24 protein-coding genes are annotated in these 21,826 nt (G+C 65.2%); 12 read left to right on the top strand and 12 right to left on the bottom strand.

The features are described from left to right. Window positions 1-59: 59 nt before the first annotated feature. The 3 genes from KPB06_RS09605 (at window position 60) to KPB06_RS09595 (ending at window position 2,888) form a co-directional block, all read left to right on the top strand. On the top strand, window positions 60-1,034 hold the full coding sequence (locus tag KPB06_RS09605) for an ABC transporter permease (RefSeq protein ID WP_226226034.1): 975 nt from the start codon (window positions 60-62) through the stop codon (window positions 1,032-1,034). A gap of 45 nt (window positions 1,035-1,079) precedes the next feature. After that, window positions 1,080-1,991: an ABC transporter ATP-binding protein gene (locus tag KPB06_RS09600; RefSeq protein ID WP_226226033.1), complete on the top strand. Its 912-nt coding sequence runs from the start codon at window positions 1,080-1,082 to the stop codon at window positions 1,989-1,991. Between the two features lie 159 nt (window positions 1,992-2,150). Then, window positions 2,151-2,888 (top strand): transporter substrate-binding domain-containing protein, encoded by a 738-nt coding sequence (locus KPB06_RS09595; protein WP_060010626.1) that lies wholly within the window; start codon window positions 2,151-2,153, stop codon window positions 2,886-2,888. 50 nt (window positions 2,889-2,938) lie between these two features. Here KPB06_RS09595 and KPB06_RS09590 read toward each other — a convergent pair whose 3' ends face one another. Further along, window positions 2,939-3,871, bottom strand: coding sequence for a LysR family transcriptional regulator (locus KPB06_RS09590; RefSeq protein WP_104012676.1), 933 nt, complete (start codon window positions 3,869-3,871; stop codon window positions 2,939-2,941). Between the two features lie 209 nt (window positions 3,872-4,080). On the opposite strand from KPB06_RS09590, the gene KPB06_RS09585 reads away from it, so the two are divergent. Continuing rightward, window positions 4,081-4,947 (top strand): NmrA family NAD(P)-binding protein, encoded by an 867-nt coding sequence (locus tag KPB06_RS09585; RefSeq protein WP_059577522.1) that lies wholly within the window; start codon window positions 4,081-4,083, stop codon window positions 4,945-4,947. A 218-nt stretch (window positions 4,948-5,165) separates the two neighbouring features. Here KPB06_RS09585 and KPB06_RS09580 read toward each other — a convergent pair whose 3' ends face one another. Further along, entirely contained in the window at window positions 5,166-6,083 is a 918-nt protein-coding gene (locus tag KPB06_RS09580; protein WP_059577525.1) for a LysR family transcriptional regulator, read from the bottom strand. Window positions 6,084-6,222: 139 nt separating this feature from the next. Between KPB06_RS09580 and KPB06_RS09575 the strand changes: the two genes are divergently transcribed. After that, the gene (locus KPB06_RS09575; protein ID WP_060010618.1) at window positions 6,223-6,987 is read left to right on the top strand and encodes an SDR family NAD(P)-dependent oxidoreductase; all 765 of its coding nucleotides are present in this window, start codon (window positions 6,223-6,225) and stop codon (window positions 6,985-6,987) included. A 68-nt stretch (window positions 6,988-7,055) separates the two neighbouring features. On the opposite strand, the gene KPB06_RS09570 is transcribed toward KPB06_RS09575, so the two are convergent. The 6 genes from KPB06_RS09570 to KPB06_RS09545 form a co-directional block, all read right to left on the bottom strand. Beyond that, window positions 7,056-8,288: an MFS transporter gene (locus KPB06_RS09570; protein ID WP_060010614.1), complete on the bottom strand. Its 1,233-nt coding sequence runs from the start codon at window positions 8,286-8,288 to the stop codon at window positions 7,056-7,058. 340 nt (window positions 8,289-8,628) lie between these two features. Then, window positions 8,629-9,462, bottom strand: coding sequence for a shikimate dehydrogenase (aroE, locus tag KPB06_RS09565; protein WP_089466209.1), 834 nt, complete (start codon window positions 9,460-9,462; stop codon window positions 8,629-8,631). After that, complete coding sequence (locus KPB06_RS09560) at window positions 9,459-10,682, bottom strand: CaiB/BaiF CoA transferase family protein (RefSeq protein WP_060010608.1); 1,224 nt, start codon at window positions 10,680-10,682, stop codon at window positions 9,459-9,461. Before KPB06_RS09560 ends, aroE begins: the two co-directional genes overlap by 4 nt. Then, window positions 10,682-11,140, bottom strand: a complete 459-nt coding sequence (locus tag KPB06_RS09555; RefSeq protein ID WP_059577540.1) for a MaoC family dehydratase — start codon at window positions 11,138-11,140, stop codon at window positions 10,682-10,684. The genes KPB06_RS09560 and KPB06_RS09555 overlap by 1 nt, the downstream gene beginning before the upstream one ends. 2 nt (window positions 11,141-11,142) lie before the next feature. Further along, window positions 11,143-11,535 (bottom strand): VOC family protein, encoded by a 393-nt coding sequence (locus KPB06_RS09550; RefSeq protein WP_059577543.1) that lies wholly within the window; start codon window positions 11,533-11,535, stop codon window positions 11,143-11,145. Continuing rightward, window positions 11,532-12,482 (bottom strand): ketopantoate reductase family protein, encoded by a 951-nt coding sequence (locus tag KPB06_RS09545; RefSeq protein ID WP_089466208.1) that lies wholly within the window; start codon window positions 12,480-12,482, stop codon window positions 11,532-11,534. Before KPB06_RS09545 ends, KPB06_RS09550 begins: the two co-directional genes overlap by 4 nt. An 81-nt stretch (window positions 12,483-12,563) precedes the next feature. Here KPB06_RS09545 and KPB06_RS09540 point away from each other — a divergent pair, with 81 nt between their 5' ends. Further along, window positions 12,564-13,484, top strand: coding sequence for a LysR family transcriptional regulator (locus KPB06_RS09540; protein WP_059577547.1), 921 nt, complete (start codon window positions 12,564-12,566; stop codon window positions 13,482-13,484). Between the two features lie 119 nt (window positions 13,485-13,603). Here the strand turns inward: KPB06_RS09540 and KPB06_RS09535 are convergent, their stop codons facing one another. Continuing rightward, window positions 13,604-14,125, bottom strand: a complete 522-nt coding sequence (locus tag KPB06_RS09535; RefSeq protein ID WP_089466207.1) for a DUF2867 domain-containing protein — start codon at window positions 14,123-14,125, stop codon at window positions 13,604-13,606. A gap of 148 nt (window positions 14,126-14,273) precedes the next feature. Beyond that, window positions 14,274-14,855 carry a TetR/AcrR family transcriptional regulator gene (locus KPB06_RS09530; protein WP_455429282.1) on the bottom strand — a complete coding sequence of 194 codons (582 nt, stop codon included), beginning with the start codon at window positions 14,853-14,855 and terminating at the stop codon, window positions 14,274-14,276. Window positions 14,856-15,110: 255 nt separating this feature from the next. On the opposite strand from KPB06_RS09530, the gene KPB06_RS09525 reads away from it, so the two are divergent. The 3 genes from KPB06_RS09525 to KPB06_RS09515 all read left to right on the top strand — a co-directional run bounded on the left by KPB06_RS09525 (window position 15,111) and on the right by KPB06_RS09515 (window position 17,372). Continuing rightward, a complete protein-coding gene (locus KPB06_RS09525; protein WP_089466206.1) occupies window positions 15,111-16,214 on the top strand; it encodes an alpha/beta fold hydrolase in 1,104 nt (367 codons plus the stop codon). Between the two features lie 451 nt (window positions 16,215-16,665). Then, window positions 16,666-16,869, top strand: a complete 204-nt coding sequence (locus tag KPB06_RS09520) for a cold-shock protein (protein WP_006485974.1) — start codon at window positions 16,666-16,668, stop codon at window positions 16,867-16,869. A gap of 278 nt (window positions 16,870-17,147) precedes the next feature. Continuing rightward, on the top strand, window positions 17,148-17,372 hold the full coding sequence (locus KPB06_RS09515) for a hypothetical protein (RefSeq protein ID WP_059577552.1): 225 nt from the start codon (window positions 17,148-17,150) through the stop codon (window positions 17,370-17,372). Window positions 17,373-17,555: 183 nt separating this feature from the next. Here KPB06_RS09515 and KPB06_RS09510 read toward each other — a convergent pair whose 3' ends face one another. After that, the gene (locus tag KPB06_RS09510; RefSeq protein ID WP_275905514.1) at window positions 17,556-18,476 is read right to left on the bottom strand and encodes a LysR family transcriptional regulator; all 921 of its coding nucleotides are present in this window, start codon (window positions 18,474-18,476) and stop codon (window positions 17,556-17,558) included. 96 nt (window positions 18,477-18,572) lie between these two features. Between KPB06_RS09510 and KPB06_RS09505 the strand changes: the two genes are divergently transcribed. The 3 genes from KPB06_RS09505 to KPB06_RS09495 are packed head-to-tail and all read left to right on the top strand — an operon-like array spanning window position 18,573 to window position 20,869. Then, on the top strand, window positions 18,573-19,187 hold the full coding sequence (locus KPB06_RS09505; RefSeq protein ID WP_059577558.1) for an NIPSNAP family protein: 615 nt from the start codon (window positions 18,573-18,575) through the stop codon (window positions 19,185-19,187). A gap of 30 nt (window positions 19,188-19,217) precedes the next feature. After that, window positions 19,218-19,667, top strand: coding sequence for a hypothetical protein (locus KPB06_RS09500; RefSeq protein ID WP_143328784.1), 450 nt, complete (start codon window positions 19,218-19,220; stop codon window positions 19,665-19,667). Next, window positions 19,664-20,869: an MFS transporter gene (locus tag KPB06_RS09495; RefSeq protein WP_089466204.1), complete on the top strand. Its 1,206-nt coding sequence runs from the start codon at window positions 19,664-19,666 to the stop codon at window positions 20,867-20,869. Before KPB06_RS09500 ends, KPB06_RS09495 begins: the two co-directional genes overlap by 4 nt. Before the next feature lie 8 nt (window positions 20,870-20,877). Here KPB06_RS09495 and KPB06_RS09490 read toward each other — a convergent pair whose 3' ends face one another. Further along, entirely contained in the window at window positions 20,878-21,771 is an 894-nt protein-coding gene (locus tag KPB06_RS09490) for a LysR substrate-binding domain-containing protein (RefSeq protein ID WP_059577565.1), read from the bottom strand. Window positions 21,772-21,826 lie beyond the last annotated feature (55 nt).

The raw sequence follows: 21,826 nt of genomic DNA, 5'->3' as shown, positions 1-21,826 counted from the left end.
CGGTCGCGCGATGCCGCGGCATTCGCGCGACCGGCACCCGAAACGATACGGAGATTCCGATGACAACGACCCGCAACACGACCGGCTGGCTCGCCGTGCGGCGCGAGCTGACGACGCGCGGCAAATGGACGCTCGGGCTGGCGTCCTTCCTGCTGCCGTTCGCCGTCTGGTGCCTGATCAGCTATGTCCCGTTCGTCTGGCATCCGCAAATGCGCATCACGAATCCGGGCAGCGTCGACTATTTCCAGGCCGGCATGCAGATCGATCGCGACGTGTTCGACGACGAGCTCGCGCATGCGCGTGCGGCGCACGCAGCCGTGCCCGAGGGCGAGCGCGCGAATCCGGTCTACCTGCCGGCGCCGCACCAGGTATTGCGCGCGTTCTACACGGCGTTCACGACACCGCCCGCGTCGCGCGACGGCGTGTGGCTGCACGAAAGCCTGTGGCACAGCATCCGCATCATCTTCTGGGGCTTCGTGATTTCGTCGGCGATCGGCGTGCCGCTCGGCATCGTCTGCGGCACCTTCAGTGCGCTCGCGCGGCTGCAGGAGCCGTTCCTGGAGTTCTTCCGCTACCTGCCGGCGCCCGCGTTCGGCGCGCTGATGGTCGCGATCCTGGGCATCTACGACGCGCCGAAGATCGCGATCATCGTGATCGGCACGCTGTTCCAACAGGTGCTGATCATCGCGAACACCACGCGCAAGCTCGAATACGGGCTGTTCGAGGCCGCGATGACGCTCGGCACGAAGAAACTGAAGCTGCTGACGCACGTCGTGATTCCGGGCGTGCTGCCCGATCTGTATCGCGATCAGCGGATCCTGCTCGGCTGGGCGTGGACTTACCTGATCGTCGCCGAGCTCGTCGGCACGAGTTCGGGCATCACGTGGTACATCAGCCAGCAGGCGCGTTACCAGCATTTCGACAACGTGTATGCGGCGATCCTGATGATCGGGATCATCGGCCTCGGCACCGATATCGTGCTCGCGCTGCTCGGCGGCCGGCTCTTTCCGTGGGACCGCACGCTGAAAGCGTGAGCGCCGCCCGCACGTATCCATCGACCGATTTCAGCAGAGGGCATCATGCAGAACCCGCAAGCCGTCCCCGATTACCTGATTCAATCCGACGCGGTGCGCGAGCGCTTCGCGCGACTGAAGGCCCGCGACGTGATACTCGACGTGCGGCACATCGGCAAGCGTTTCACGACACCGCAGGGCGAGTGTGTCGCGCTCGACGACATCAGTTTCCGCACGCATCGGCGCGAGTTCGTGTGCGTGATCGGCCCGTCCGGTTGCGGCAAATCGACGTTGATCCGGATCCTCGCCGGGCTCGACGCGCAGACGAGCGGCGACGTGCTGCTGGACGGCAAACCGGTGGACGGGCCGGGCGCCGATCGCGGGATGGTGTTCCAGGGCTATACGCTGTTTCCGTGGCTCACGGTGAAGAAGAACGTGATGTTCGGCCTGCGAATGAACGGCAGCAGCAGCGGCGTGGCCGAGCGCGAGGCGCTGCAGTGGCTCGATCTCGTCGGGTTGACGCGTTTTGCGGACGTGTATCCGCACCAGTTGTCGGGCGGGATGAAGCAGCGCGTGGCGATTGCCCGTGCGCTCGCGAACCGTCCGCGCATCCTGCTGATGGACGAACCGTTCGGCGCGCTGGACGCCCAGACGCGGGCGAGGATGCAGACGCACCTGCTCGACATCTGGCGCAACATCGACGTGACGATCCTGTTCATCACGCACGACCTCGACGAGGCGATCTTTCTGGCCGACCGGATCCTGGTGCTGAAGGCGAACCCCGGCGGCGTGCAGGAACTGATCGAGGTGCCGGTGCCGCGGCCGCGCGATTACTCGCAGGTCAATACGCCCGAGTTCATCGCGACGAAGGCGCGGCTCGAAGCGCTGATTCATCCGAAGGAGGCCGCGACGGCCGAAGACGACGGCATCAAGCCGCACATGATCCGGATGACGGACGTGGCGGACAACGTCGAATAGCGTGGAGCCAGTTCATTCTGGAACGCCTGACGGTCTCGCCAAAATAATGTCGTCAATTTGCTTACACCCGAATTAATTTTGTCCGCTCTTCGTGGATCTCGACTTCCCACGGTAAGCTGATGAACTCCTGATCGATTCTTCGGCCTGCAGGACAATGCGATGAAGGTAACCATTGCGTACATCGAGGAACCGCCGTTCGGCTGGACCGAAGCGGACGGCACCGCCATGGGTGCCGATCTGGAGCTCGCGGCGACGATCCTGCGACAGATCGGCGTTACCCGGATCGAGTATTGCCCGACGACGTTCAGCGAATTGCTACCCGGCGTCGCATCGGGTCACTGGGACATGAACGTGCCGCTGTTCGTGACGCCGCAGCGCGCCGATACCGTCGCGTTCAGCGTGCCGGTGTGGGGCATCGAGGACGGCTTTCTGGTGCGTCCCGGCAACCCGAAAGCGCTCACGAGCTATGCGTCGATCGCCGAACGTCCCGATGCGCGCCTCGGCATCATTGCCGGACAGGTCCAGCAGGATTCCGCGATGGCGTCAGGCGTGAGTCGGCGGCAAATCGTCGTGTTCGAACAGCAAGCCGACGCGATCGCGGCCGTTCTCTCCGGCGTGATCGACGCCTATGCGAGCACGGCGCTGGGGAATCGAATCGTTGCGAGCCGGATAGGCAGCGCGATGATCGAGGCCGTCGCGCACGAGCCGGGCGTCAACGGCGCACGGCGAGCGCCTCCGCTCGGCGCGTTTTCATTCAACCGGGAAAACCGGCGTCTTCTCGACACGTTTGATCGGCAACTTCGTGCCTATCTCGGCTCGCCGGACCATCGCGCCCGCATGGCGAGATTCGGACTGACCGCGCGCGAGATCGATCCTGCCCTCGCGCAGACAGTGTAGCTGGCGCTCGCCGGCGGGCCGCCGCGCGCTCGCGAGCCGGCGCCGGAGCACTAGCGCGTGCCGACGCCCCCGTGCATGCTCGACAGTTCGACCAGAAAATCCAGGAACGCGCGGGTCTTGGCCGGCACGTGATGCCGGGACGGGTAGTACGCGTATAACGGATACCGCTCGTCCGCCCATTCGGGAAAGAGATTGATCAACCGGCCGTCGGCGATCAGCGGCTCGGCACCGAGCAGCAGCATCTGCGCGATGCCGGAACCGGCGACGCATGCGTTGAGCAGGGCGCCTGGATCGTTGACCGTGAGGCGTCCGCGGGTGTCGACCACGATGCGTTTGCGCTTGCGATGGAATTCCCACGCGAACGGCTTGCCTGTTTCCGGGTTCCGAAATTCGAGGCAGCGGTGGTTGCGGTTTTCGAGGTCCTCGGGTTTTTCCGGCCGCCCCCGGCGCGCGATGTACGCGGGCGCCGCGACCGTCACGACGCCGGTATCGAGCAGCTTTCTCGCGATCAGGCTGGATGCCCGCGGTTCGCCGAATCGCACGGCGAGGTCGAAGCCGTCCATGACGAGGTCGCCCAGGCTGTCTCGCGCCATGAGTTCGATTTCGAGTTCGGGATGGGCGTCCATGAACGCATCGAGCCGTTGCCCGAGAATGGCGCGATAGACGACGGGATCCAGATTGATGCGCAGCTTGCCGCGCACCGCGGACGCGCCACCCGCGGCCGCCGCGGCGGCTTCCTCCAGCCCGGCGAGATGGGGCATGACCTGCTCGTAAAAGCGGCGGCCCTCTTCGGTCAGCGACACCGACCGCGTCGTGCGGTTGAACAGCCGGATATTCAATTTTCTTTCCAGCCGCGCAATCGCTCGACTGACGCCCGGCGGCGTCATGCCTATCACGTCGGCGGCGGCCGCGAACGTCCCGGCATCGACCACGGCGGCGAACACGCTGATGCCGCCGGACAGTTTCTCGCTACTGGATCTCATGGTTGCTCGAATGAATACGGTTGGCGGATCGCGAGCGACCCGCGGAAGGCCGGCACGCCCACGCCGCATGATGCCCATTGCCGGGCGTGCGCATCGATCATGCCGAATTGATGACGCGTTGTCACTAATATGATGCCATCCATGTCGTTTTGTTTCGGCCGGCGTTTGTCCACAATGCGACCCACGCATTCACACATGGAGAACGAGCAATGTATGCAATCACTGGAATCACCGGCAAGGTCGGCGGCGCGCTGGCCCGTGAGCTGCTGGCCTCGGGTCGGCCCGTGCGCGCGGTCGTGCGCGATGCGACGCGGGCCGCGGCGTGGGCGGCGCGCGGGTGCGAGATGGCGACCGCTTTCATGGAAGACGCTTCGTCGCTCGCCGCCGCGTTCGCCGGCGCGACGGGCGTTTTCATCCTGCTGCCGCCGGTGTTCGATCCGGCGCCCGGGTTTCCCGAAGCGCGGAAGGTGATCGAAGCCGTGTCCGCCGCGCTGCTGAAGGCGCGCCCCGAAAGGGTCGTGTGCCTGTCGACGATCGGCGCGCAGGCTGATGAGCCCAATCTGCTCACGCAACTCACGCTGATGGAGCAGACGCTGCGCGAGCTGCCGATGCCGGTGACGTTCCTGCGGCCCGGCTGGTTCATGGAGAACGCCGCGTGGGATGTCGCGTCCGCGCGCGACGATGGCGTCGTCGCCAGCTACCTGCAGCCGCTCGACAAGCCCGTGCCGATGGTCGCCACCGCGGACGTCGGCCGCGTGGCGGCGGACCTGCTCCAGCAGACGTGGCGCGGGGTGCGTGTCGTCGAGCTCGAAGGGCCGCGCCGGGTGAGCCCCGACGATCTTGCACAGGCCTTCGCTCGCGTTTTGGGTCGGGACGTGCGCGCGGAGGCCGTCGACAGGCGAACGTGGGAAGCGCTGTTTCGCGCGCAGGGCATGCAGCACCCGCTCCCGCGCATGCGCATGCTGGACGGTTTCAACGAAGGCTGGCTCGATTTCGAAAGTGATCCTGACGAAATCCTGCGTGGCCGCGTCGCGCTGGACACGGTGCTGGGCGAACTGGTGTCGCGTACGGTCTGACGCATCGGATGGCCGGCGAGACGGGCGGGGTTGCGGTTCGCCGAACGCCTCGGCCCGGACGCCACGTCGTCGCGATCATGTGCGACACGGGCGTGAAGTATCTGAAGTCGTTCGCGCAGACGGTCGGCCGACGGCCTTCTCTGGGGGCCGTAGCGGTCGATCGGTCGAACCTGATCAAGTCCTTGAAGATCAGGTATCCCCAGCGTTTTCCGCGCGCGTCACGTTGGCCATCGCCAGACTGGATTGCCCAGATGTTCGGCTATGTAGTCGGACAATGCCGTCACCTTCGCGGGGCGCGCCCGTGCCGACGGCGTAACGAAATAAAGCCCACCCTTCGTCAGCGACCAGTCGGTGAGAATGGCTTCGAGACGGCCATCGGCCAGATAGTCGTAGGCGATGAACTCCGGCAGCTCGGCGATCGCGAGACCATCGAGCAGCGTCGGCAACAGCGCATCGGCGTTGGTGACGCGTAGCGGGCCCGTCGGCATGACCGACTCCTCGTCGCCCGCGTCGTTCGTGAAACGCCAGACGGCACTACGCGCACGATAGGCGTACGAGAGGCAGGGGCGATCCGCGAGTTCGCGCGGATGCGCGGGTTTTCCTTCGCGACGCAAATATTCCGGCGACGCCACCACGAATTGCGTGACTGCGCACAACCGCCGCGCGACCAGCGACGAATCCGGCAGCGCGGCGATACGCAATGCGGCGTCGAATCCATCGGCGATCAGATCGACCGACGCATCCGATAAATGCAGGTCGATCGACACTTCCGGATACGCGCGAAAGAAGCCCGGCAGCAATGGCGCGACCCAGCGCAGCCCGAACGACATCGGCACGGTCAGGCGCACCAGCCCGCGGGGCTGCACCGACATTTCGCGCGCCGAGCTTTCCGCCTCCTCGGCCTGGCGATAGATCTCGCCGGCTTTCTCGCTGATCGTCCGGCCGAACTCGGTCAGCGAGAGCTGGCGCGACGTCCGATTGAACAACCGCGCGCCGAGCCGGTCTTCCAGGCGGGCCACGCCGCGCGAGACGGTGGCGACCGACACCCCGGTCGCGCGCGCCGCAGCCGCAAACGACCCGTGCTCGGCCACCTTCGCGAACATCGCGAGCCCTTCGAAGTCGGGTAGGTACGCCATTGCGCCTCATCCTTGCATTTATGCAACGTTTGATTGCGATCAATTCTATTTCGAAAAGATCAGGCCGTCGATATTCTCCTCACATCGCACTACGCGACACCTGACGCAAACACCACTGATCAACGAAAGGAGCAATACCATGGCACGCAAGCTCGACAACAAGATCGCACTCGTCACCGGCGCCACCAGCGGCATCGGCCTCGCCACCGCCCAGCGCTTCGCGGCTGACGGCGCGCACGTCTATCTCACGGGCCGCCGCCAGGCCGAGCTCGATGCCGCCGTGGAAGGGATTCGCGCAGCCGGCGGCCACGCGACCGGCGTGCGTTCCGATTCCACGAAACTCGGCGAACTCGACGCGCTGTATGCGCAAATCAAGGAAGAGCACGGGCGCCTGGACGTGTTGTTCGTGAACGCCGGCGGCGGTTCGATGCTGCCGCTCGGCAGCATCACCGAGGCGCATTACGACGAAACGTTCGATCGCAACGTAAAGGGCGTGCTGTTCACCGTGCAGAAGGCGCTGCCGCTGCTTGCCGAGGGTGCATCGGTGATTCTGACCGGCTCGACGGCGGGCAGCGCGGGTACCGCTGCGTTCAGCGTGTATTCGGCTTCGAAGGCGGCGGTGCGCGCGTTTGCGCGCAGCTGGATTCTCGACCTCAAGGAGCGCCGCATTCGTGTGAACACGATCAGCCCCGGCGCGACCCGCACGCCCGGCCTGCTTGATCTTGCCGGTGACGATGCGGCTCAGCGGCAGGGGTTGGCCGATTATCTGGCGGCCCAGATTCCGATGGGACGCCTCGGCGAGCCGGGCGAGATCGCGAGCGCGGCGCTGTTCCTCGCTTCAGACGATGCGAGCTTCGTGAACGGCATCGAATTGTTCGTCGATGGCGGGCAGCAACAGATCTGAGCGTGGCTGATCGACGCGACGTCGGGCAGGCGTTCGCGTCGCTTCGCCCGCCGACTGCCCGAAGCAACTCATCGACCATCCACCGCGCGTGCCGGAGCCGTTGCCGCGCCCAACTTCGCGCCACCGATTTTCGGCAACCACGCAAACGCGATCGTGACCAGCGTGACGCCGACGACGAGCATCGGCACCACCATCGGCCACGCGCCCGACTGATAGCGCGGATCGGTGAAAACCGCCGCCGTCTGTCCCACGCTGAAAGCGAAGAACATCATGATGAAGCCGGACCAGGATACCGCGCGGCCGGCAAGATGAGGCAGGCCGCTCACCGCCCCTGCCTGCCCGCATGGCTGATGGATCCCGTGGCCGAGACAATACACGCCGTGCCCGACGAGCAGCGGCCAGATGCTGCCGGGAAGCAGCACACACCCCAACGCCTGGATCACCGCGCCGGAAAGACTCAGCGTCGCGCCCTGGCGCACCGTTCGGAGCATGCTTTGACGTCGGAGCAACTGGCGGCAGCCGTAGGTGCTCAGGACATAGACGAGCGTCCCGCTCGCCGGTATCCAGCCGTATCGCTGGGGCGAGATGCCGAGATACCGGATGTAGACCGTCGGAGACAGCAGCAGAAAACAGAACATGCCGGTGTACGTCGACGCGGCCAGCAGCGTCCATACCCTGAACGGGGCATCGCTGAATATCTCGCGCACGTCCCCGGTCGAATTCCGGCGCGGCGCGATACTGGCGGCGCTCTCCTCGAAGCCGTACCAGCACATGACGAGCAAGCCGAACGCATACAGGCTCATCCCCGCGAGTACCCATCGCCAGCCGGCGTGCTGCGTGACATACGCACCGACAATCGGGGCAAGGAACGCCATCATCCCCATTCCCATGAAACCGCGCGCCATCACGTACGGGCCGTCGCCCGCCGAGTACCGGTCGCGTACCGCCGCACGGGCGCATACCAGGATCGCGGCCATCGCAAAGCCCTGCATCGCACGTGCGGCCACCAGCATCGGGGCGGTTGATGCGAGCGCCGCCGCCAGTGCGGTCAGCGCATAGAGCGCCAGGCCGGTCAGCAAGACGGGGCGGCGGCCGAACCGGTCGGAAAGACTGCCCATCGGCAATTGTCCGATACCGAATATCAACGCGAAAACCGTGAGGCTGACGCTGGCCGAGCCCAGCGTTGCAGCGATTTCCGGTAGCGCCGGCAGGTAACTGTCGGTCGCCACCGGCTGGGCCGCCAGCAGCAGCGGCAACATGAGCGCGAAGTTCAGGCGAGCGGGGCGCGTGGTGTCCGGCATGACGGTGTTCGGCAGGGTATCGGGTGAGCGGTGAAGGCAGCGGCAAGGCAAGGGCGCCCGGCGTGTGAGCACTGCGGCGGCAAGCTGAAAAAATGCGGGGTGGAAGCGGTGCCGAACACGCCGGCGCATCGATCGCCGGCTGGCCGCGCAATGATGCTGGCATGGGCTTGCGTGCGACGCGCAACCGATCGTATTCGGCAATTGCCGACCGGTTGCGCGTTCGCTCGCCGCAGGTCGTTCACCGGGGAGGCGCCGGGCCTGCCGTCTCGCGCCTGCCGAGGCTGTCGCGATCGATGCCGTCGCGCATCGGGATCGCCTGCATGCCGATCCCATTGCCGGTTCAGTCGAACGGCACGGCCAGCCGATCGATCACCGCGCTGGTCTCGGGGCGCACGCCGCGCCACCATGCGAACGCTTCGGCCGCCTGTTCGACCAGCATGCCGACGCCGTCCGCGATCCCGTGCACGCCGGCGTTTTTCGCGAGCCGGAGGAACGGCGTGAGACGCTTGCCATAGGCGAGTTCGTAGGCGGTTCCCTTCGGACTGAACACGCTCGGCGGGACAGGCGGCAGGTCGCCGGTCAGGCTGGCCGACGTCGCATTGACGACCAGGTCGAAACGTCCCATCCGCGCGAGGTCCGCGTAGCTGCCGGCAACCAGCGGGCCTCGCCCGGCGACCTGCGCGGCCAGTGCGCGCGCCTTGTCGACGTCGCGATTCGCGATCACGAGTTCCGCCGGGCCGGCTTCGAGGAACGGCAACAGCGCGCCGCGCGCCGCGCCGCCGGCACCGAGCACCAGCACGCGCTTGCCGGCCATCGGCAGATTGAGGTTCGCTTCGATATCGCGAACCAGCCCGATTCCGTCGAAGTTGTCCGCCAGGATGCGGCCGCCGTCGAACTTCAGCGCATTGGCCGCGCCCGCGAGCCGCGCACGCTCGCTGCGTTCGTCCGACATCGCGAACGCGTCGAGCTTGAACGGCGCGGTGACGTTGATACCTTTGCCGCCGCCCTCGAAAAACGCACGTACCGCGGCAGCAAAGGCGCCTGCCGGCTCGAGCGGGCCCTCGATCGCCGTATAGCGGAGGTCCTGCCGCGTCGCTTGCGCGAAGAGGCCGTGAATCAGCGGAGATTTCGTGTGTCCGATCGGATTGCCGATCACCGCGTATTGGTCGGTCATGATTGGCTCGCTTTCGAATAGAGGACGCCGTCGGCCTGCATCGCGTCGATTTCGGCCGCATCGAACCCGAGGGAACGCGCGACTTCCGCGTTGTGCTGCCCGAGATCGGGCGCGACGTCGCGAATCGTCGTATCGCAATCGGAGAACCGGAACGGCAAGTTGGGCAGGCGCAGCGTCCCGTAGCGTGGATGCTGTTGCTCGACGACCATGCCTCGGGCCTGGATCTGCGGATCGTTCAACACCTCGTCGATGCGCTGCACCTTCGCGCAGGGCACGTCGATGCCGTCCAGCAGGTCCAGTACCGACGCGACGGAACGCGCGGCCACCCACGGCTCGACCACCGACAGGATTTCCGCGCGGTGCGCGTTGCGCCCGGTGCTGTCGTGAAACCGCGTGTCGGCGCCGAAATCCGCGGGGCCGCCGTGCGCCGCGATCAACTCGGCGAAGCGCTTCCACGCATCATCCACCTGCGCGGCGATCACGAGATCGCCGTCCGCGGCGCGGAACACGCCGTAGAGTGTCGACGTCGGCATGTCGTGCCCGGTCTGCTCGGGCAGCACGCCTTTCAGCGTGTAGCACTGCACCGCATACTCGTGCATCGACACCAGCGTGTCGTACAGCGCCATGTCGACGTGTTGCCCGCGGCCGCTCTTCACGCGCCCCAGCAGCGCGGCGTTGATCGCCGCGACCGCATGAATGCCGGTGTACATGTCCCCGAGCGAAATGCGCAGCAGCGGCGGGCGCTCGCCCGGCGTGCCGACCATCTGCATGATCCCGCTCTTCGCTTCGGCGATCAGCCCGAAGCCCGCGCGATGCGCATCGGGGCCGGTGTGACCGTACGCCGAAATCGAGCAGTAGACGAGGCCCGGATTGCGCGCCGACAGTTCGGCATAGCCGAGCCCGAGCTTGTCCAGCGCACCCGGACGATAGTTCTCGATGAAGACGTCGGCGGAGTCGCACAGCCGCTGCATGAACGCCTTGCCGCGCGCGTCCTTCATGTTCACGCTCACGCCGCGCTTGCCCATGTTGAGCTGCAGGAAGTAGCCGCTTTGCTGGTCGTCGAGCACGGTTGCGTGCTGTCGCCCGGCGTCGCCGGTGCCGGGACGCTCGACCTTGATGACTTCGGCGCCGAGCGCCGCGAGACAGCGCCCGACATACGGGCCGGCGAGGAAATGGCTGTAGTCGACGACGCGAATGCCTTCGAGGGGACGGGCCTGCATCACGGTGCCTCCGGACGGCGCGGCACCATCAGACGATGTTCGCCGCGTTGAACGACCTGCCCGTCCTGATTGATCAGCTCCGACGGCAGCACGACGATGCCCCAGTCCGGGCGGCTCTTGCTGGCCCGCATCGAGCCGACGCGGAACGTCACGTGCAGCACGTCGCCGACCTTGATCGGCAGCAGGAAATCCCAGGTCCAGCCGAGCGACATGCCCGGCAGGAAGCGATAGTCGCTCTGCGTTTTCAGGCCGTCGGCGATGGATAGCCCGAACAGCCCGTGCGCGACGAGGCAGCCGAAATGGCTCGCGTTCGCGTATGCCTCGTCCACGTGAACGGGCGTATGGTCGCCGGTGAGGTCGGCATACGCGAGAATGCGCTCCTTGGTCACCCGGTAGGTCGGGCTCGTGCACGTGTCGCCCTCGCGCGCGTCGTCCCAGTATTTTTCGACGATCGTCATGGTCATGCCTCCGCGCGCGGGTTGATCGCCAGCGCCTGCGCGACGCAGCAAGCCGGCCGGGCCTGAATCAGCTCGACGGCGAGCCCGTCGGGCAGGCGAATCCAGTTGCGCCCCTGCGGCATCTCGGTCACGTCGAACCGCCGCGCCGCGGCCAGCGCGGCCTCCAGGTCCTCGCACATCACGCCGAGATGGGCGAGCCGGCCTTCCGGGCCGTCATGTTCCGGCGCGTGGATGAACTGCAGGCCGCCGAGCGTCCAGTACTGCCGCGGTGCGTCGAGCGTGCCGTCCACTTCGCGCAGCGTCATGCCGAGGACTTCCTCGAAGAAACGGATGTGCCAGCGGATGTCCTTCACCCAGATCGCAACGTGTTCGAGATAGGCTTTCGTGGCGCTCATGCGGCTGCCTCCTCGCGTTGGCGATCGGCCATCGCGCGCTCCAGCCCCTTGATGCAGGCGACGAGCGTGGCATTGACCGGGGTCGGCACGCCGTGGCGCTGCCCGGCGCGCACGACCGAACCGTTGATGAAATCGATCTCGGTGATCGAGCCTTTCTCCAGACTTTGCAGCATCGAGGTCTTGAAGGCTGCCGGCAGCCCCTCGGCGGCGAGCGTCCACGCTTGTTCGGGATCGGTCATCGACAGCCTGACGCCGGCCGCCTGCGCCGCCGCAATGGCCTCGGCCACGGCCGCGAGCGACGTCGCCTTGAGCAGCGGCTCGTCGTAAAGCTGCCCGTAGGTGAGGCCGGTGAGGCCGGTCAGCGCGCCGGTCGCGACATTCACCAGCAGCTTGTCCCACATCGTGCCGACGATGTTGTCGCTGATCGTCGTCGCGAGGCCGGCGGTATCGAACGCGGCGGCGATCGCCTGCACGCGCGGCGTGATGCGTCCGTCGAGTTCACCGATGTAGGTGTGCTTGCCGATCACGCCGGATTCGATATGGCCCGGCCCGCGCAGCACGCCGCCGACGTAGGTCTTGCCCGCGAGCACGCGTTCGCGGCCGACGGCGTCGCTCAGGATGTCCTCGTGCCCGAGGCCGTTCTGCAGCGACAGCACGACGGTATCGGGCCCCACCAGCGACTGCGCGCCGCGGATGGCGGCATCGGTGTGAAACGACTTGACCAGGACCACCACCAGGTCGGCCACACCGACTTCGGCGGCCTGCGTCGTCGCATGGACGCGTACCAGGCGCGTGCCGCGGGCGTCGTCGACCCGCAGGCCGTCGCGACGCATCGCGTCGACGTGCGCGGGCGAACGGTCGATCAACCAGGTCTCGTGACCGCCTTCGGTGAGGGTGGCGCCGATCGCACAGCCCAGCGCGCCAGCACCCAGAATCGCAATTTTCAATGGTGTCTCCTTGACGTATGGCCTCACGATAGGAGCCGCCGCTCATGTCGACAATGCAATGGATACAATAGCGTCATTGCGATGGACAATAATGCGACGATGCCCGCCGATCTGCCGGACCTGAAGCTGCTTCAGCTATTCGATCTCCTGTACGACGTGCGCAGCGTCACGCGCGTCGCCGAGCAGCTCGGCCAGAGCCAGCCGACCGTCAGCATCTGGCTCGGGCACTTGCGCGAACACCTGCACGATCCGCTCTTCATCCGCACGCCCGGCGGCATGGCGCCGACACCGCAAGCCGACGCGCTGATCGGGCCATGCCGGGAAATCCTCGAATCGCTGCGACGCTTCACGGCGTGGGAGATCGCATTCGATCCGGCGACCGCGCAGCGACGCTTTCGCATCTGCATGACCGACGCGAGCCACGTGACGCTGCTGCCGCGGCTGCTGGCCCATGTCCGCGCGCAGGCGCCGGGCGTCCGGCTGGAAGCCGCACGGATCGACGGCAATACGGAGCGGGCGCTCGAATCCGGCGAAGCCGATCTCGCGATCGGCTACGTGCCGTGGCTTGGCGGTGGTATTTACCAGCAGAAGCTGTATGACCAGGACTGGATTTGTCTGGTGAACCGGCATCACCCGCGGATTCGCGGCCGGCTTGGGGTAAAGCAGTATCGTTCGGAGGGGCATGTCGCCATTACGGCGGGAACGGGGGCGCAACTGCTCGAACAGGCGCTGCGGCAGGCGCGCATCGAGCGGGACGTGGTGCTGGAATTGCCGGGCTTTCTGGGGTTGGGGGCGATCGTGCAGACGACCGACCTGATCACGACGCTACCGCGTCATATCGGCGAGACGCTGGCACAGGCCAACGATCTGGCGGTTCATGCGTGCCCGATTCCCGTCGAAGGCTTCGCGGTACGGCAGCACTGGCACGCGCGCTATCACCACGAGGCCGGCAACCGGTGGCTGCGCGGCGTCGTGATTCGACTGTTCGGTGCTTCGCATTGATCCGCGGCTTCGGCGTCGCGAGGGAGGCCGGTCGTTCAGACCACCGGCAAATGAAAACGCCGTGGCGATCGTCGATGTCGCCGTGACGGCGCCTGCGGCGGCGCCGGGCTTTCCGGCGGCTATCGGCGCGGCCATCCGAGCGCCTGCGCCTGGTCGAGCGAGGATCGCACGACGAGGCGATGGAAAGGCGCGATGACGCCGAGATAAACCCGGCCCAACGGACGATTGTAGAAAACGAGGGTGGTGAGCGTCAGTCGCCGGGGCAGGCCATCGGATGCGGGCTGCACGAGCACCGACACACGGAAATCGAGATGCGCGTCGTCCTCGCCCAGAATGATTTCGTCGTCGTGTCGTTCGAACACGCGAAAAATGCTGATTCGGTCGCCGTTCGCGGCTTTCAAATCGGCCGTTCCTTTCAGGCCGAACGGCCACACGATCAGGTCCCGGATGCGTAGCAGCGGCGCGATCCACTTGGGTTGCCCGGTAAAGATGTGTCGGGCGAGAGACGCCGCGTCGTTGCAGGCGGTGGCCGGCAAGGCCACCGAAAATGCGTCGGCGAAATCCGCCGAGCCGTATGAGCGGCTCAGCCTCGAGCGCGCCGGGAGGCCGACCTGTTCGGTTTTCTTCGAATGCGTCTGCATGCCAGTTTCCCCACCGTTCACGTTGCCCGGTTACCGCTGCGCCATTCGAGCGAACGCAGTCGACAGCATTCGCGGTATCTCGGCAACGGGCGATGCCCCGTGATCGGCGGAAGTCACGGACGACTCGTCACGGGAACATCGGGCCGGATCACGCGTCGGCAGCGCCCCACCTTTGGCCGCTGACCTCCGCCAGCGCGTCGAATACGGCCGGCGAGCGCTCCAGGCGGGCGATCGTACGGGCACCTTCGAGCGCGGCGACCAGCGCGGCCGCGGCTGACGATGCGCGTGCGGAAGCGAAACCGCACCCGCGGAAATGCGCCGCAATGACCTCGGTCGAATCGGCAAACCCACGCGCGACCCGCTGGGTGAGTTCGGCGTCGAGCGCGGGCAGTTCGTTCGCCAGGTTTTGCATCAGGCACCCGTACTGGAAATCGGTGGCGACCATTTCGGCGGCAAATGTGCTGAGGATCCGGCGAACAAAATTCAGCGCATGACCGGTCGTCTCAGCCGAGATGTTCCGCAAGACGGCAATTCGATTCGTGACGTAATGATCGATGGCTTCCTCCGCGAGTTGCGCCTTGCCGCGTGGGAAGTGGAAGTAGAACGATCCTTTGGGGGCGCCGCTTTCTTCGAGGATCTGGGTCAGTCCGGTCGCGGTGTAGCCCTGGATGCGAAACAGCCGTTCCGCCGTGGCAATCGCGCGAGCGCGAGCGTCAGTCTTGCGTGTCATGCGGCAAACGTACCACGTTTCGCTTGACCGGGCTATGGCGATCGCCATACTATGGTGATCACCATATTCCGGAGCGCCACGATGCCCGTCGACAACAGCAAGCCATCGGCGCCGCGACGAGCCGTCCTCGCGATGGGCGCGGCCGGCCTGGTTGCCGCGTGGCTTCGGCCTGCCCGCGCAAACCCGACAGGAGAAAGCGATTTGGCCATGCCGACCTACGCCGCAGGAACGCTTCCCAACGGGGTGCGCTCGCGCATGATTCACGGGGTGAACGGCCTCGATGTCCATATTCTCGAAGCCGGTCATGAAAGCGCCGGCCGGCCGCTCGCGTTGCTTCTGCACGGTTTTCCGGATCTGGCCTACGGCTGGCGGCATCTGATGCCCATCCTGGCCGACGCGGGATACCACGTCGTCGCACCCGACCAGCGGGGGTATGGACGCACCACCGGCTGGGCGAACGACTATGACGCCCCGCTCGGGCCCTTCGGCCTCCTCAACATGGCGCGCGACGCCCTCGGACTGGTTTCGGCGTTGGGGTATCGGCATACGTCGATGCTGGCAGGACACGACCTCGGCTCGCCCGTGGCCGCGTATTGTGCGCTGGCGCGGCCTGACGTCTTTCCGTCGGTGGTGCTGATGAGCGCACCGTTCCCCGGCCCGCCCGCGCTTCCGTTCGACACCGCGCGAAACGCGACATCGTCGGCTCGCCCGAACAGTGAAAGCGGGAAGCTGGCTGCGGCGCTTGCCGCGCTCGATCCGCCGAGAGCGTATTACCAGCAATACCTGAGCACACGGAACGCCAACCGGGACATGTGGCATCCACCCCAAGGTTTGTCCGCGTTTCTTCGTGCATTTTTCCATGTGAAGAGCGCCGACTGGCCGGGGAACAAGCCGCATCCGCTCAAGGCGCTCACCGCCGCGGAGCTTGCGCAAATGCCCACGTATTACGTGATGGATCTCGGCAAGACGATGCCCGAAACCGTCGCGCCATTCCAGCCGTCCGCCGCGGAAGCCCTTGCCTGCAAGTGGCTGACCGACGCGGAACTGGGCGTGTACACGGCGGAGTACGGCCGCACCGGGTTTCAGGGTGCGCTTCAGGCTTATCGTGTGCTGTCGGATCCCGACCTGAACGCGGAGTTGCGCCTGTTTTCGGGCAGAACGATCGACGTTCCGTCGCTCTTCATTGGCGGCAAGCGCGATTGGGGCACCTATTCGGCGCCGGGCGCGCTCGATCTGATGCGAACGAAGGCGGCGACGAGCATGCGCGGCATCGAACTGATCGACGGCGCAGGTCACTGGATCCAGCAGGAGCAACCGGAGAAACTCGGCGAACGCCTGCTCGCGTTCGCGAAGGAGTGAAGCAGGCGGGCGGTGCTGGTTCAGGGCTGACGGCAGCCTCCGGCTGCCTTCGATTGGGGCGTCGCGCTCCGATGAGTCGAGCCGCATGCGCGCGACGATCGAAGCACGCTCTGGACCGAGAACGTTCCTCGTCCAATCTTATGGACTGCTTCGGATCTCGTCATGGCGACTCGGGGTCGGAGCGCTTCTCTTTCGACGCTGGCCCATGCGCGAGGCGACGTAGTGCATCTCCCGGTCTCGTCCTCCAAGCGACTATCCGGTACACAGTTACAAGATAACGATTGACGTGGCGGTTGCTGGCCGTTAGTGTATGCACCGAAGTCCAAGAAGTCCGATTGCTGTTCATCAATTGCTCGCTCCTCCCGGCGGTATTCGTTGTCCTCTCCCTCCTTGACGCTTCAAGCGCTCTTCAACAGAGCAAATTTTCGTATTTTTTTCTCAAGGAATCTTCATGGATACCGGTATCGTCAAGTGGTTCAACGACAGCAAAGGCTTTGGCTTCATTACTCCGGACAACGGCGGTGACGACCTGTTCGCGCACTTCTCCGAAATCCGCGCCGACGGCTTCAAGACGCTGGCTGAAAACCAAAAAGTGAGCTTCGAAACGAAGCAAGGCCCGAAGGGTCTGCAAGCGGCCAACATCAAGCCGCTGTAAAGTTTGAAGGGCCCGGCCTTCCGCGACGGACGCCGGGTCGCAGCGACATCCCCACGGAGCTTCGTCTCCTCAAGTTGGCGCGATTGCCTGCAACTGCATCGATTGGGTTAGCAGCTTGCCAAGCGCCACACGTCTCGTTGCACTTCATTCCCCTCCGGCCGCAACGCCTTATTTCCGCTTTCCGACTGCGTCAGATTCGGTCCGCAATGGCTTTGGAATCGGCGTACCCGTGTGCCGGTCGCACGGCCCGCACGCACTCGAACATCATTAAAATTAAAATGCACGACAAACGAATTCAACAATACAACGGCTATGCCGTCCAACCCTCGACGCATCGCTTGCCCGACGGGAGCTTTTCATCCAACCTGCTGCTCGAACGCGTCGACAGCATGCACGACGAAGGCCGCTACCAGTTCTATTCGCTCGATTACTTCGCGAGCGAGGCACAGGCGCTCGCGCATTCGGCACGCTGGGCACGCCACTGGGTCGATACGCGCGGCTAAGGGCAACGCCCGGCAGACGCGAGCGGCGGCGCGATCCGATTCGAGCAGCATCGCCTCGGCGCTATTGCCTCGCGGGCCGGTGTGGATGAACGCTCGCGGTGGGCGAGAACGGAAACGCACATCGGATCGAAATCGCGAGGTGCCGATGCAATACGGCGCCTTTCGCGATCGGCCGCAGCCGGATCAGATCCCGTGGACCGTTTCGGCGCCGAACCGGTCCACCACGAATTCAGTAAAGCTACGAAGCTTCGGTGATTGCTGCCTCTCTTGCAGATACAGCAGATTCATCGACCTTTCGGGGGCGGCGAAGTCCGGCATGATCTCGATGAGGCGCTTGTCGCGAATGTCCTCGCGTATCAACATGGAAGGAAGCATCGCGATACCCAGCCCTCTCAATGCCGCCCGGCGCAACGCTTCCGCATTGTCGATTTTCAGTCTGCTGTCCACGGCGACGCTCATCGGTCCATCCGGACCTTCCAGCATCCATTGAGTTTGTGCCGCGTGCCACGCCGATCGAGGCGGATACGCGTACGTCAGGCAGTGATGTTCGCCAAGCGCGTTCGGCGTGGTGGGCGCGCCATGTGCGTGAACGTAAGCGGGCGACGCGCACAGCACCAGCCGATAGGACGCCAACGGACGCGCCACGACATCGGGGTTGGCGATCGCGCCGATGCGAATGGCTGCCTCGAAACCTTCGTCGAACAGATCGGCGAGCGAGTCGGTGGCGACGATATCGAGCTTGATCTCCGGGTAGCGCTGGTAATAGTCCGCGAGCGCGGGAATCAGGCACTCGTTCGTAAACACGACGGGCGCGGTCACGCGCAAACGCCCGCGTGGCTGCTGGAGATGATCGAGCGCGAGCCGTTCCGTGTCGTCGACCAGACCGAGGATTTCGACGCATCGCTCGTAGTAAGCGTGGCCGAACGCGCTGACTTTCTGCTTGCGGGTCGTGCGGTGAACGAGGACCGCGCCGAGCCGGGTTTCCAAGGCCTGTAGGTAATTGCCGACCATGGTCGGCGACAGACCGGACGCTTGCGCGGCCGCTGTCAGGCTACCCGTTTCCACGATGCGGACGAATACGGCCATCGCCTTGAGGAGATCCATTGCGCAATGGTACTGGATTCTGTTTCAAGGTGATGCGCGTTTATCGGCCATCGCTTTGGAAATACATTGCGACATGCAAGCGAAAGGAGGGCAGAAATGCTGTACGAACTCACGACGTTGTCGTGTCCGCTGCTGGACCAGGATACGGTGTCCCACCGTGCGCATCGGTGGGTATCGAATGCCGACGCGCAAGGAAGACTGCTTGGCGCGTGGCGCACGGAAATTGGCGAGCTATCGCGGATCGTCGTGCTGCGCGGCTTCGGGACGAGGGATGAATTGCAGCATGAACGCGATCGGGCATTGCATGCCGAGCGACCTTTCGGGATTGAAAGCGCATCCGTTCGATTGGACATGGAAAGCTATGCGCTGTTTCCTTTTCTGCCCGACATCGAACCGGGCGCATTGGGCGGCTTCTACGAGATTCGCCGCTACTGGCTGAAAGCCGGCGGAATTGCGCCGACCCTTTCCGCGTGGGAACGTGCGGTGGGCCCGGCCAAAGCCTATACGTCGCATCTCGTTTGCAACATGTATGCGCTCGATGGGCCGCCGCGCATCACGCACATCTGGGGATTCCCGAGTCTGGAAGCACGCATGGCGTTGCGAAAGCAACACTATGCAGCGGGCCTGTGGCCGCCGGCAGGGGGGCCGGAGCAGATCGAAAGGGCGACGTCGACGATCGGCCTGCCGGAGGCGTGGTCGCCGTTGCGTTGAAGGCGCCGTGGGTGCCAGATGCGGTAAGCAATGCAAAGCGATATCCACGGAGACGGCATCGAGAAGCCATGTTGCGACGCGCCGGACGAAACGCCGCAACGGAAACCGCTTCAACTCGTCCTTTCACATCTCTTCCTTGATCACGCCCGTCATCGCGATGACGTTCATGCGTTGCGCTCGCAAACATGCGTTGCACCGCCCGCGCTGGATGTCGCGTGTTTTCAGTGCGCCAAATCGGTCATCGGCCCGTTCAACATTTACGCATCGAGAAATCGCTCGACCATGACCACGACCATGCGTCCGGCGAAATTTTCGGCGGGATGCCAGAATGTCGTCCTGGTCTATCATTCACGATTTGCCACGCGCGGTCGGTCACAGTGCGCGATCAGCGAGTACCTCGATATCAGGTCGCTGTTCAAGCCGTTGACCAAGAGTGGCGGCGAACCGCAACCGACAGTCGGCACACCATCACCGAAATGAGCGATTTGAAACACGCAGTCTCTCTCGAGACCCCGAATGGCCCCGATTCCTCCCGTCGCCGCTCGCTGATCGCCGCTTGCGGCGCACACGCCGTGCACGACGGGTTGACCGACGTCATTTACGTGCTGCTGCCGATCTGGCAGGCGCAGTTCGCGATCAATTACGCGCAGATCGGCTTGTTGCGCGGGCTCTATTCCGGCGTGATGGCGGGTTTTCAGTTGCTCGCCAGCCGGGCAGCGCGGCGCTGGGGCCGGGAGCGCTTGCTGGTGGCCGGGACGGCCCTCGCGGGCATGGCCTACCTGATCGCGGGGCAGGCCGGCGGGCTGACGGTACTATTGATCGCGCTGGTACTGGGCGGACTGGGCGCCAGCACGCAGCATCCGCTCGCATCGTCGATGGTCACCGATTCCTACGAGGCGGGCGGAGGCGTGAAGGAGGCGCTGGCTCAATACAACTTCTCCGGCGACATCGGCAAGACGCTGATACCCGGCCTGATCGGCCTGCTGTTGACGGTCGTGACGTGGCGAACCGGCGCCACGCTGATCGGCGTGCTGGGCGTGGTTTCAGCGGGCCTGCTGTGGTGGCTGATTCCGTCGAGCGACTCGTCGCGGGCGGCGCGCGACAAGACGCCGAAAACGCCCGCGGGCAGCGGTTCGGCCGGCGGCTTGCACGCGCTGCTCGCGACCGGCACCCTCGACAGCGCCGTGCGGATGGGCTTTCTGACGTTCCTGCCGTTCCTCCTCAAAAGCAAAGGGGCCGGCACTGCCGGTATCGGTCTCGCGCTGACGTTGCTGTTCGTGGGCGGCGCGTTCGGCAAGCTGTTCTGCGGCTATCTGGGCGCGCGCATCGGGATGATGAAGACGGTGTGGCTCACGGAGTCCGCCACGTCGCTGTTGATCGTGCTCGCCGTGTTCTCGCCGCTCTTCGCGATGATGGCGATGCTCCCGCTGCTTGGATTGGCGCTGAACGGAACATCGTCCGTGCTCTACGGTGTCGTGCCGGAGCTGGCCGGCGTCGGCAAGCGCGAGCAGGCGTTCGCGTTGTTCTATACGGGCACGATCGGCGGCGGCGCGCTGTCGCCGGTTCTGTTCGGCCGTCTGGGCGACGTCGCGGGCGTCCCGACCGCGCTGCTGGCGCTGGCCTCGGTCCTGCTGCTGACACTGCCGTTATCGTGGTACGTGCAGAAGGGCCTGGAAGCATAGCGCCTGTCCTAGCCGGCTGCGACCGACCTCGCGAACTCGATGAACTGCTCGACGCAGGTTGACGAAAACGGTTCGGACCACGTGACGACCAATTCGAGAACATGCGGCGTCGCCAGCGGCACGTAAGCGACACCCGAGCGTTGCAACGTCGACGTGAAGCTGGGCACGATGGCGACGCCGCGTTCCGCTGCCACCAGCGACACCAGCGTCGTGATCTGCGACGCGGTAGGCCCGATCCGCGGCGCAACGCCCTCGCGGGCGCACAGATCGTCGAGCGCCGCGTTCAGCGCGGAACCGTAGCCCGCGGGGAACGTGACGAAGTTCTCGTTGACGAGTTCACGGAACTCGATCGTCGCCTTGCCCGCGTATCGACTCTGGGCCGGAACCGCGGCGACGAGCGGCTCGATCGACACGACGAGGGACCCGATGCGCGCTTCCGACGTCTTTGCCGCGGCCCAACCGAATCCGACGTCCAGCGTGCCGGCGGCGATCTGCTGGCGTTGACTCGCGGTCGATACTTCCCGAAACGCCAACTCGACTTCCGGCATGCTGCGGCTCGCATGGCGGATGATGTCCGAAAACGCGTCGGACATCGGAATGGAGCTCGCATAGCCGATCACGACACGGCCGACCATGCCTTGCGCCATCTTGCGCGCCGTTGCCTCCGCCTCGTCGACGGCATGAATGACGCTCCTCGCGTGTTCGAGAAACAGCGCGCCTGCCGGCGTGAGCTGGACCGCGCGCGTCGATCGTTCGAACAGCCGGATACCGAGGTCGGTTTCCAGCGCGGCGATATGGCGCGTCAAAGGCGGCTGGGCAATACGCAAACGCAACGCCGCGCGTCCGAAGTGCAATTCGTCGGCGACGGTCACGAAATAGCGGAGGCGGCGTAGGTCGAGCATTTTTGTCGTTTCGGTATCAATGGCCACGAAAACAGTATTGGCGCGCGTGTCGCCC

The sequence above is a fragment of the Burkholderia semiarida genome (assembly GCF_029268935.1).
GTDB classification, from domain to species: domain Bacteria; phylum Pseudomonadota; class Gammaproteobacteria; order Burkholderiales; family Burkholderiaceae; genus Burkholderia; species Burkholderia semiarida.
The sequence above is the reverse complement of the archived record's forward strand: the minus strand, read 5'-3'. Positions and strand labels throughout refer to the sequence as shown.

Excerpts from the sequence above, each read along its gene's own strand:
- KPB06_RS09605 (WP_226226034.1), top strand. The coding sequence starts at position 60 with ATGACAACGACCCGCAACACGACCGGCTGGCTCGCCGTGCGGCGCGAG.
- KPB06_RS09600 (WP_226226033.1), top strand. The coding sequence starts at position 1,080 with ATGCAGAACCCGCAAGCCGTCCCCGATTACCTGATTCAATCCGACGCG.
- KPB06_RS09595 (WP_060010626.1), top strand. The coding sequence starts at position 2,151 with ATGAAGGTAACCATTGCGTACATCGAGGAACCGCCGTTCGGCTGGACC.
- KPB06_RS09590 (WP_104012676.1), bottom strand. The coding sequence starts at position 3,871 with ATGAGATCCAGTAGCGAGAAACTGTCCGGCGGCATCAGCGTGTTCGCC.
- KPB06_RS09585 (WP_059577522.1), top strand. The coding sequence starts at position 4,081 with ATGTATGCAATCACTGGAATCACCGGCAAGGTCGGCGGCGCGCTGGCC.
- KPB06_RS09580 (WP_059577525.1), bottom strand. The coding sequence starts at position 6,083 with ATGGCGTACCTACCCGACTTCGAAGGGCTCGCGATGTTCGCGAAGGTG.
- KPB06_RS09575 (WP_060010618.1), top strand. The coding sequence starts at position 6,223 with ATGGCACGCAAGCTCGACAACAAGATCGCACTCGTCACCGGCGCCACC.
- KPB06_RS09570 (WP_060010614.1), bottom strand. The coding sequence starts at position 8,288 with ATGCCGGACACCACGCGCCCCGCTCGCCTGAACTTCGCGCTCATGTTG.
- aroE (WP_089466209.1), bottom strand. The coding sequence starts at position 9,462 with ATGACCGACCAATACGCGGTGATCGGCAATCCGATCGGACACACGAAA.
- KPB06_RS09560 (WP_060010608.1), bottom strand. The coding sequence starts at position 10,682 with ATGCAGGCCCGTCCCCTCGAAGGCATTCGCGTCGTCGACTACAGCCAT.
- KPB06_RS09555 (WP_059577540.1), bottom strand. The coding sequence starts at position 11,140 with ATGACGATCGTCGAAAAATACTGGGACGACGCGCGCGAGGGCGACACG.
- KPB06_RS09550 (WP_059577543.1), bottom strand. The coding sequence starts at position 11,535 with ATGAGCGCCACGAAAGCCTATCTCGAACACGTTGCGATCTGGGTGAAG.
- KPB06_RS09540 (WP_059577547.1), top strand. The coding sequence starts at position 12,564 with ATGGACAATAATGCGACGATGCCCGCCGATCTGCCGGACCTGAAGCTG.
- KPB06_RS09535 (WP_089466207.1), bottom strand. The coding sequence starts at position 14,125 with ATGCAGACGCATTCGAAGAAAACCGAACAGGTCGGCCTCCCGGCGCGC.
- KPB06_RS09530 (WP_455429282.1), bottom strand. The coding sequence starts at position 14,855 with ATGACACGCAAGACTGACGCTCGCGCTCGCGCGATTGCCACGGCGGAA.
- KPB06_RS09525 (WP_089466206.1), top strand. The coding sequence starts at position 15,111 with ATGATTCACGGGGTGAACGGCCTCGATGTCCATATTCTCGAAGCCGGT.
- KPB06_RS09520 (WP_006485974.1), top strand. The coding sequence starts at position 16,666 with ATGGATACCGGTATCGTCAAGTGGTTCAACGACAGCAAAGGCTTTGGC.
- KPB06_RS09515 (WP_059577552.1), top strand. The coding sequence starts at position 17,148 with ATGCACGACAAACGAATTCAACAATACAACGGCTATGCCGTCCAACCC.
- KPB06_RS09510 (WP_275905514.1), bottom strand. The coding sequence starts at position 18,476 with ATGGATCTCCTCAAGGCGATGGCCGTATTCGTCCGCATCGTGGAAACG.
- KPB06_RS09505 (WP_059577558.1), top strand. The coding sequence starts at position 18,573 with ATGCTGTACGAACTCACGACGTTGTCGTGTCCGCTGCTGGACCAGGAT.
- KPB06_RS09500 (WP_143328784.1), top strand. The coding sequence starts at position 19,218 with ATGCAAAGCGATATCCACGGAGACGGCATCGAGAAGCCATGTTGCGAC.
- KPB06_RS09495 (WP_089466204.1), top strand. The coding sequence starts at position 19,664 with ATGAGCGATTTGAAACACGCAGTCTCTCTCGAGACCCCGAATGGCCCC.
- KPB06_RS09490 (WP_059577565.1), bottom strand. The coding sequence starts at position 21,771 with ATGCTCGACCTACGCCGCCTCCGCTATTTCGTGACCGTCGCCGACGAA.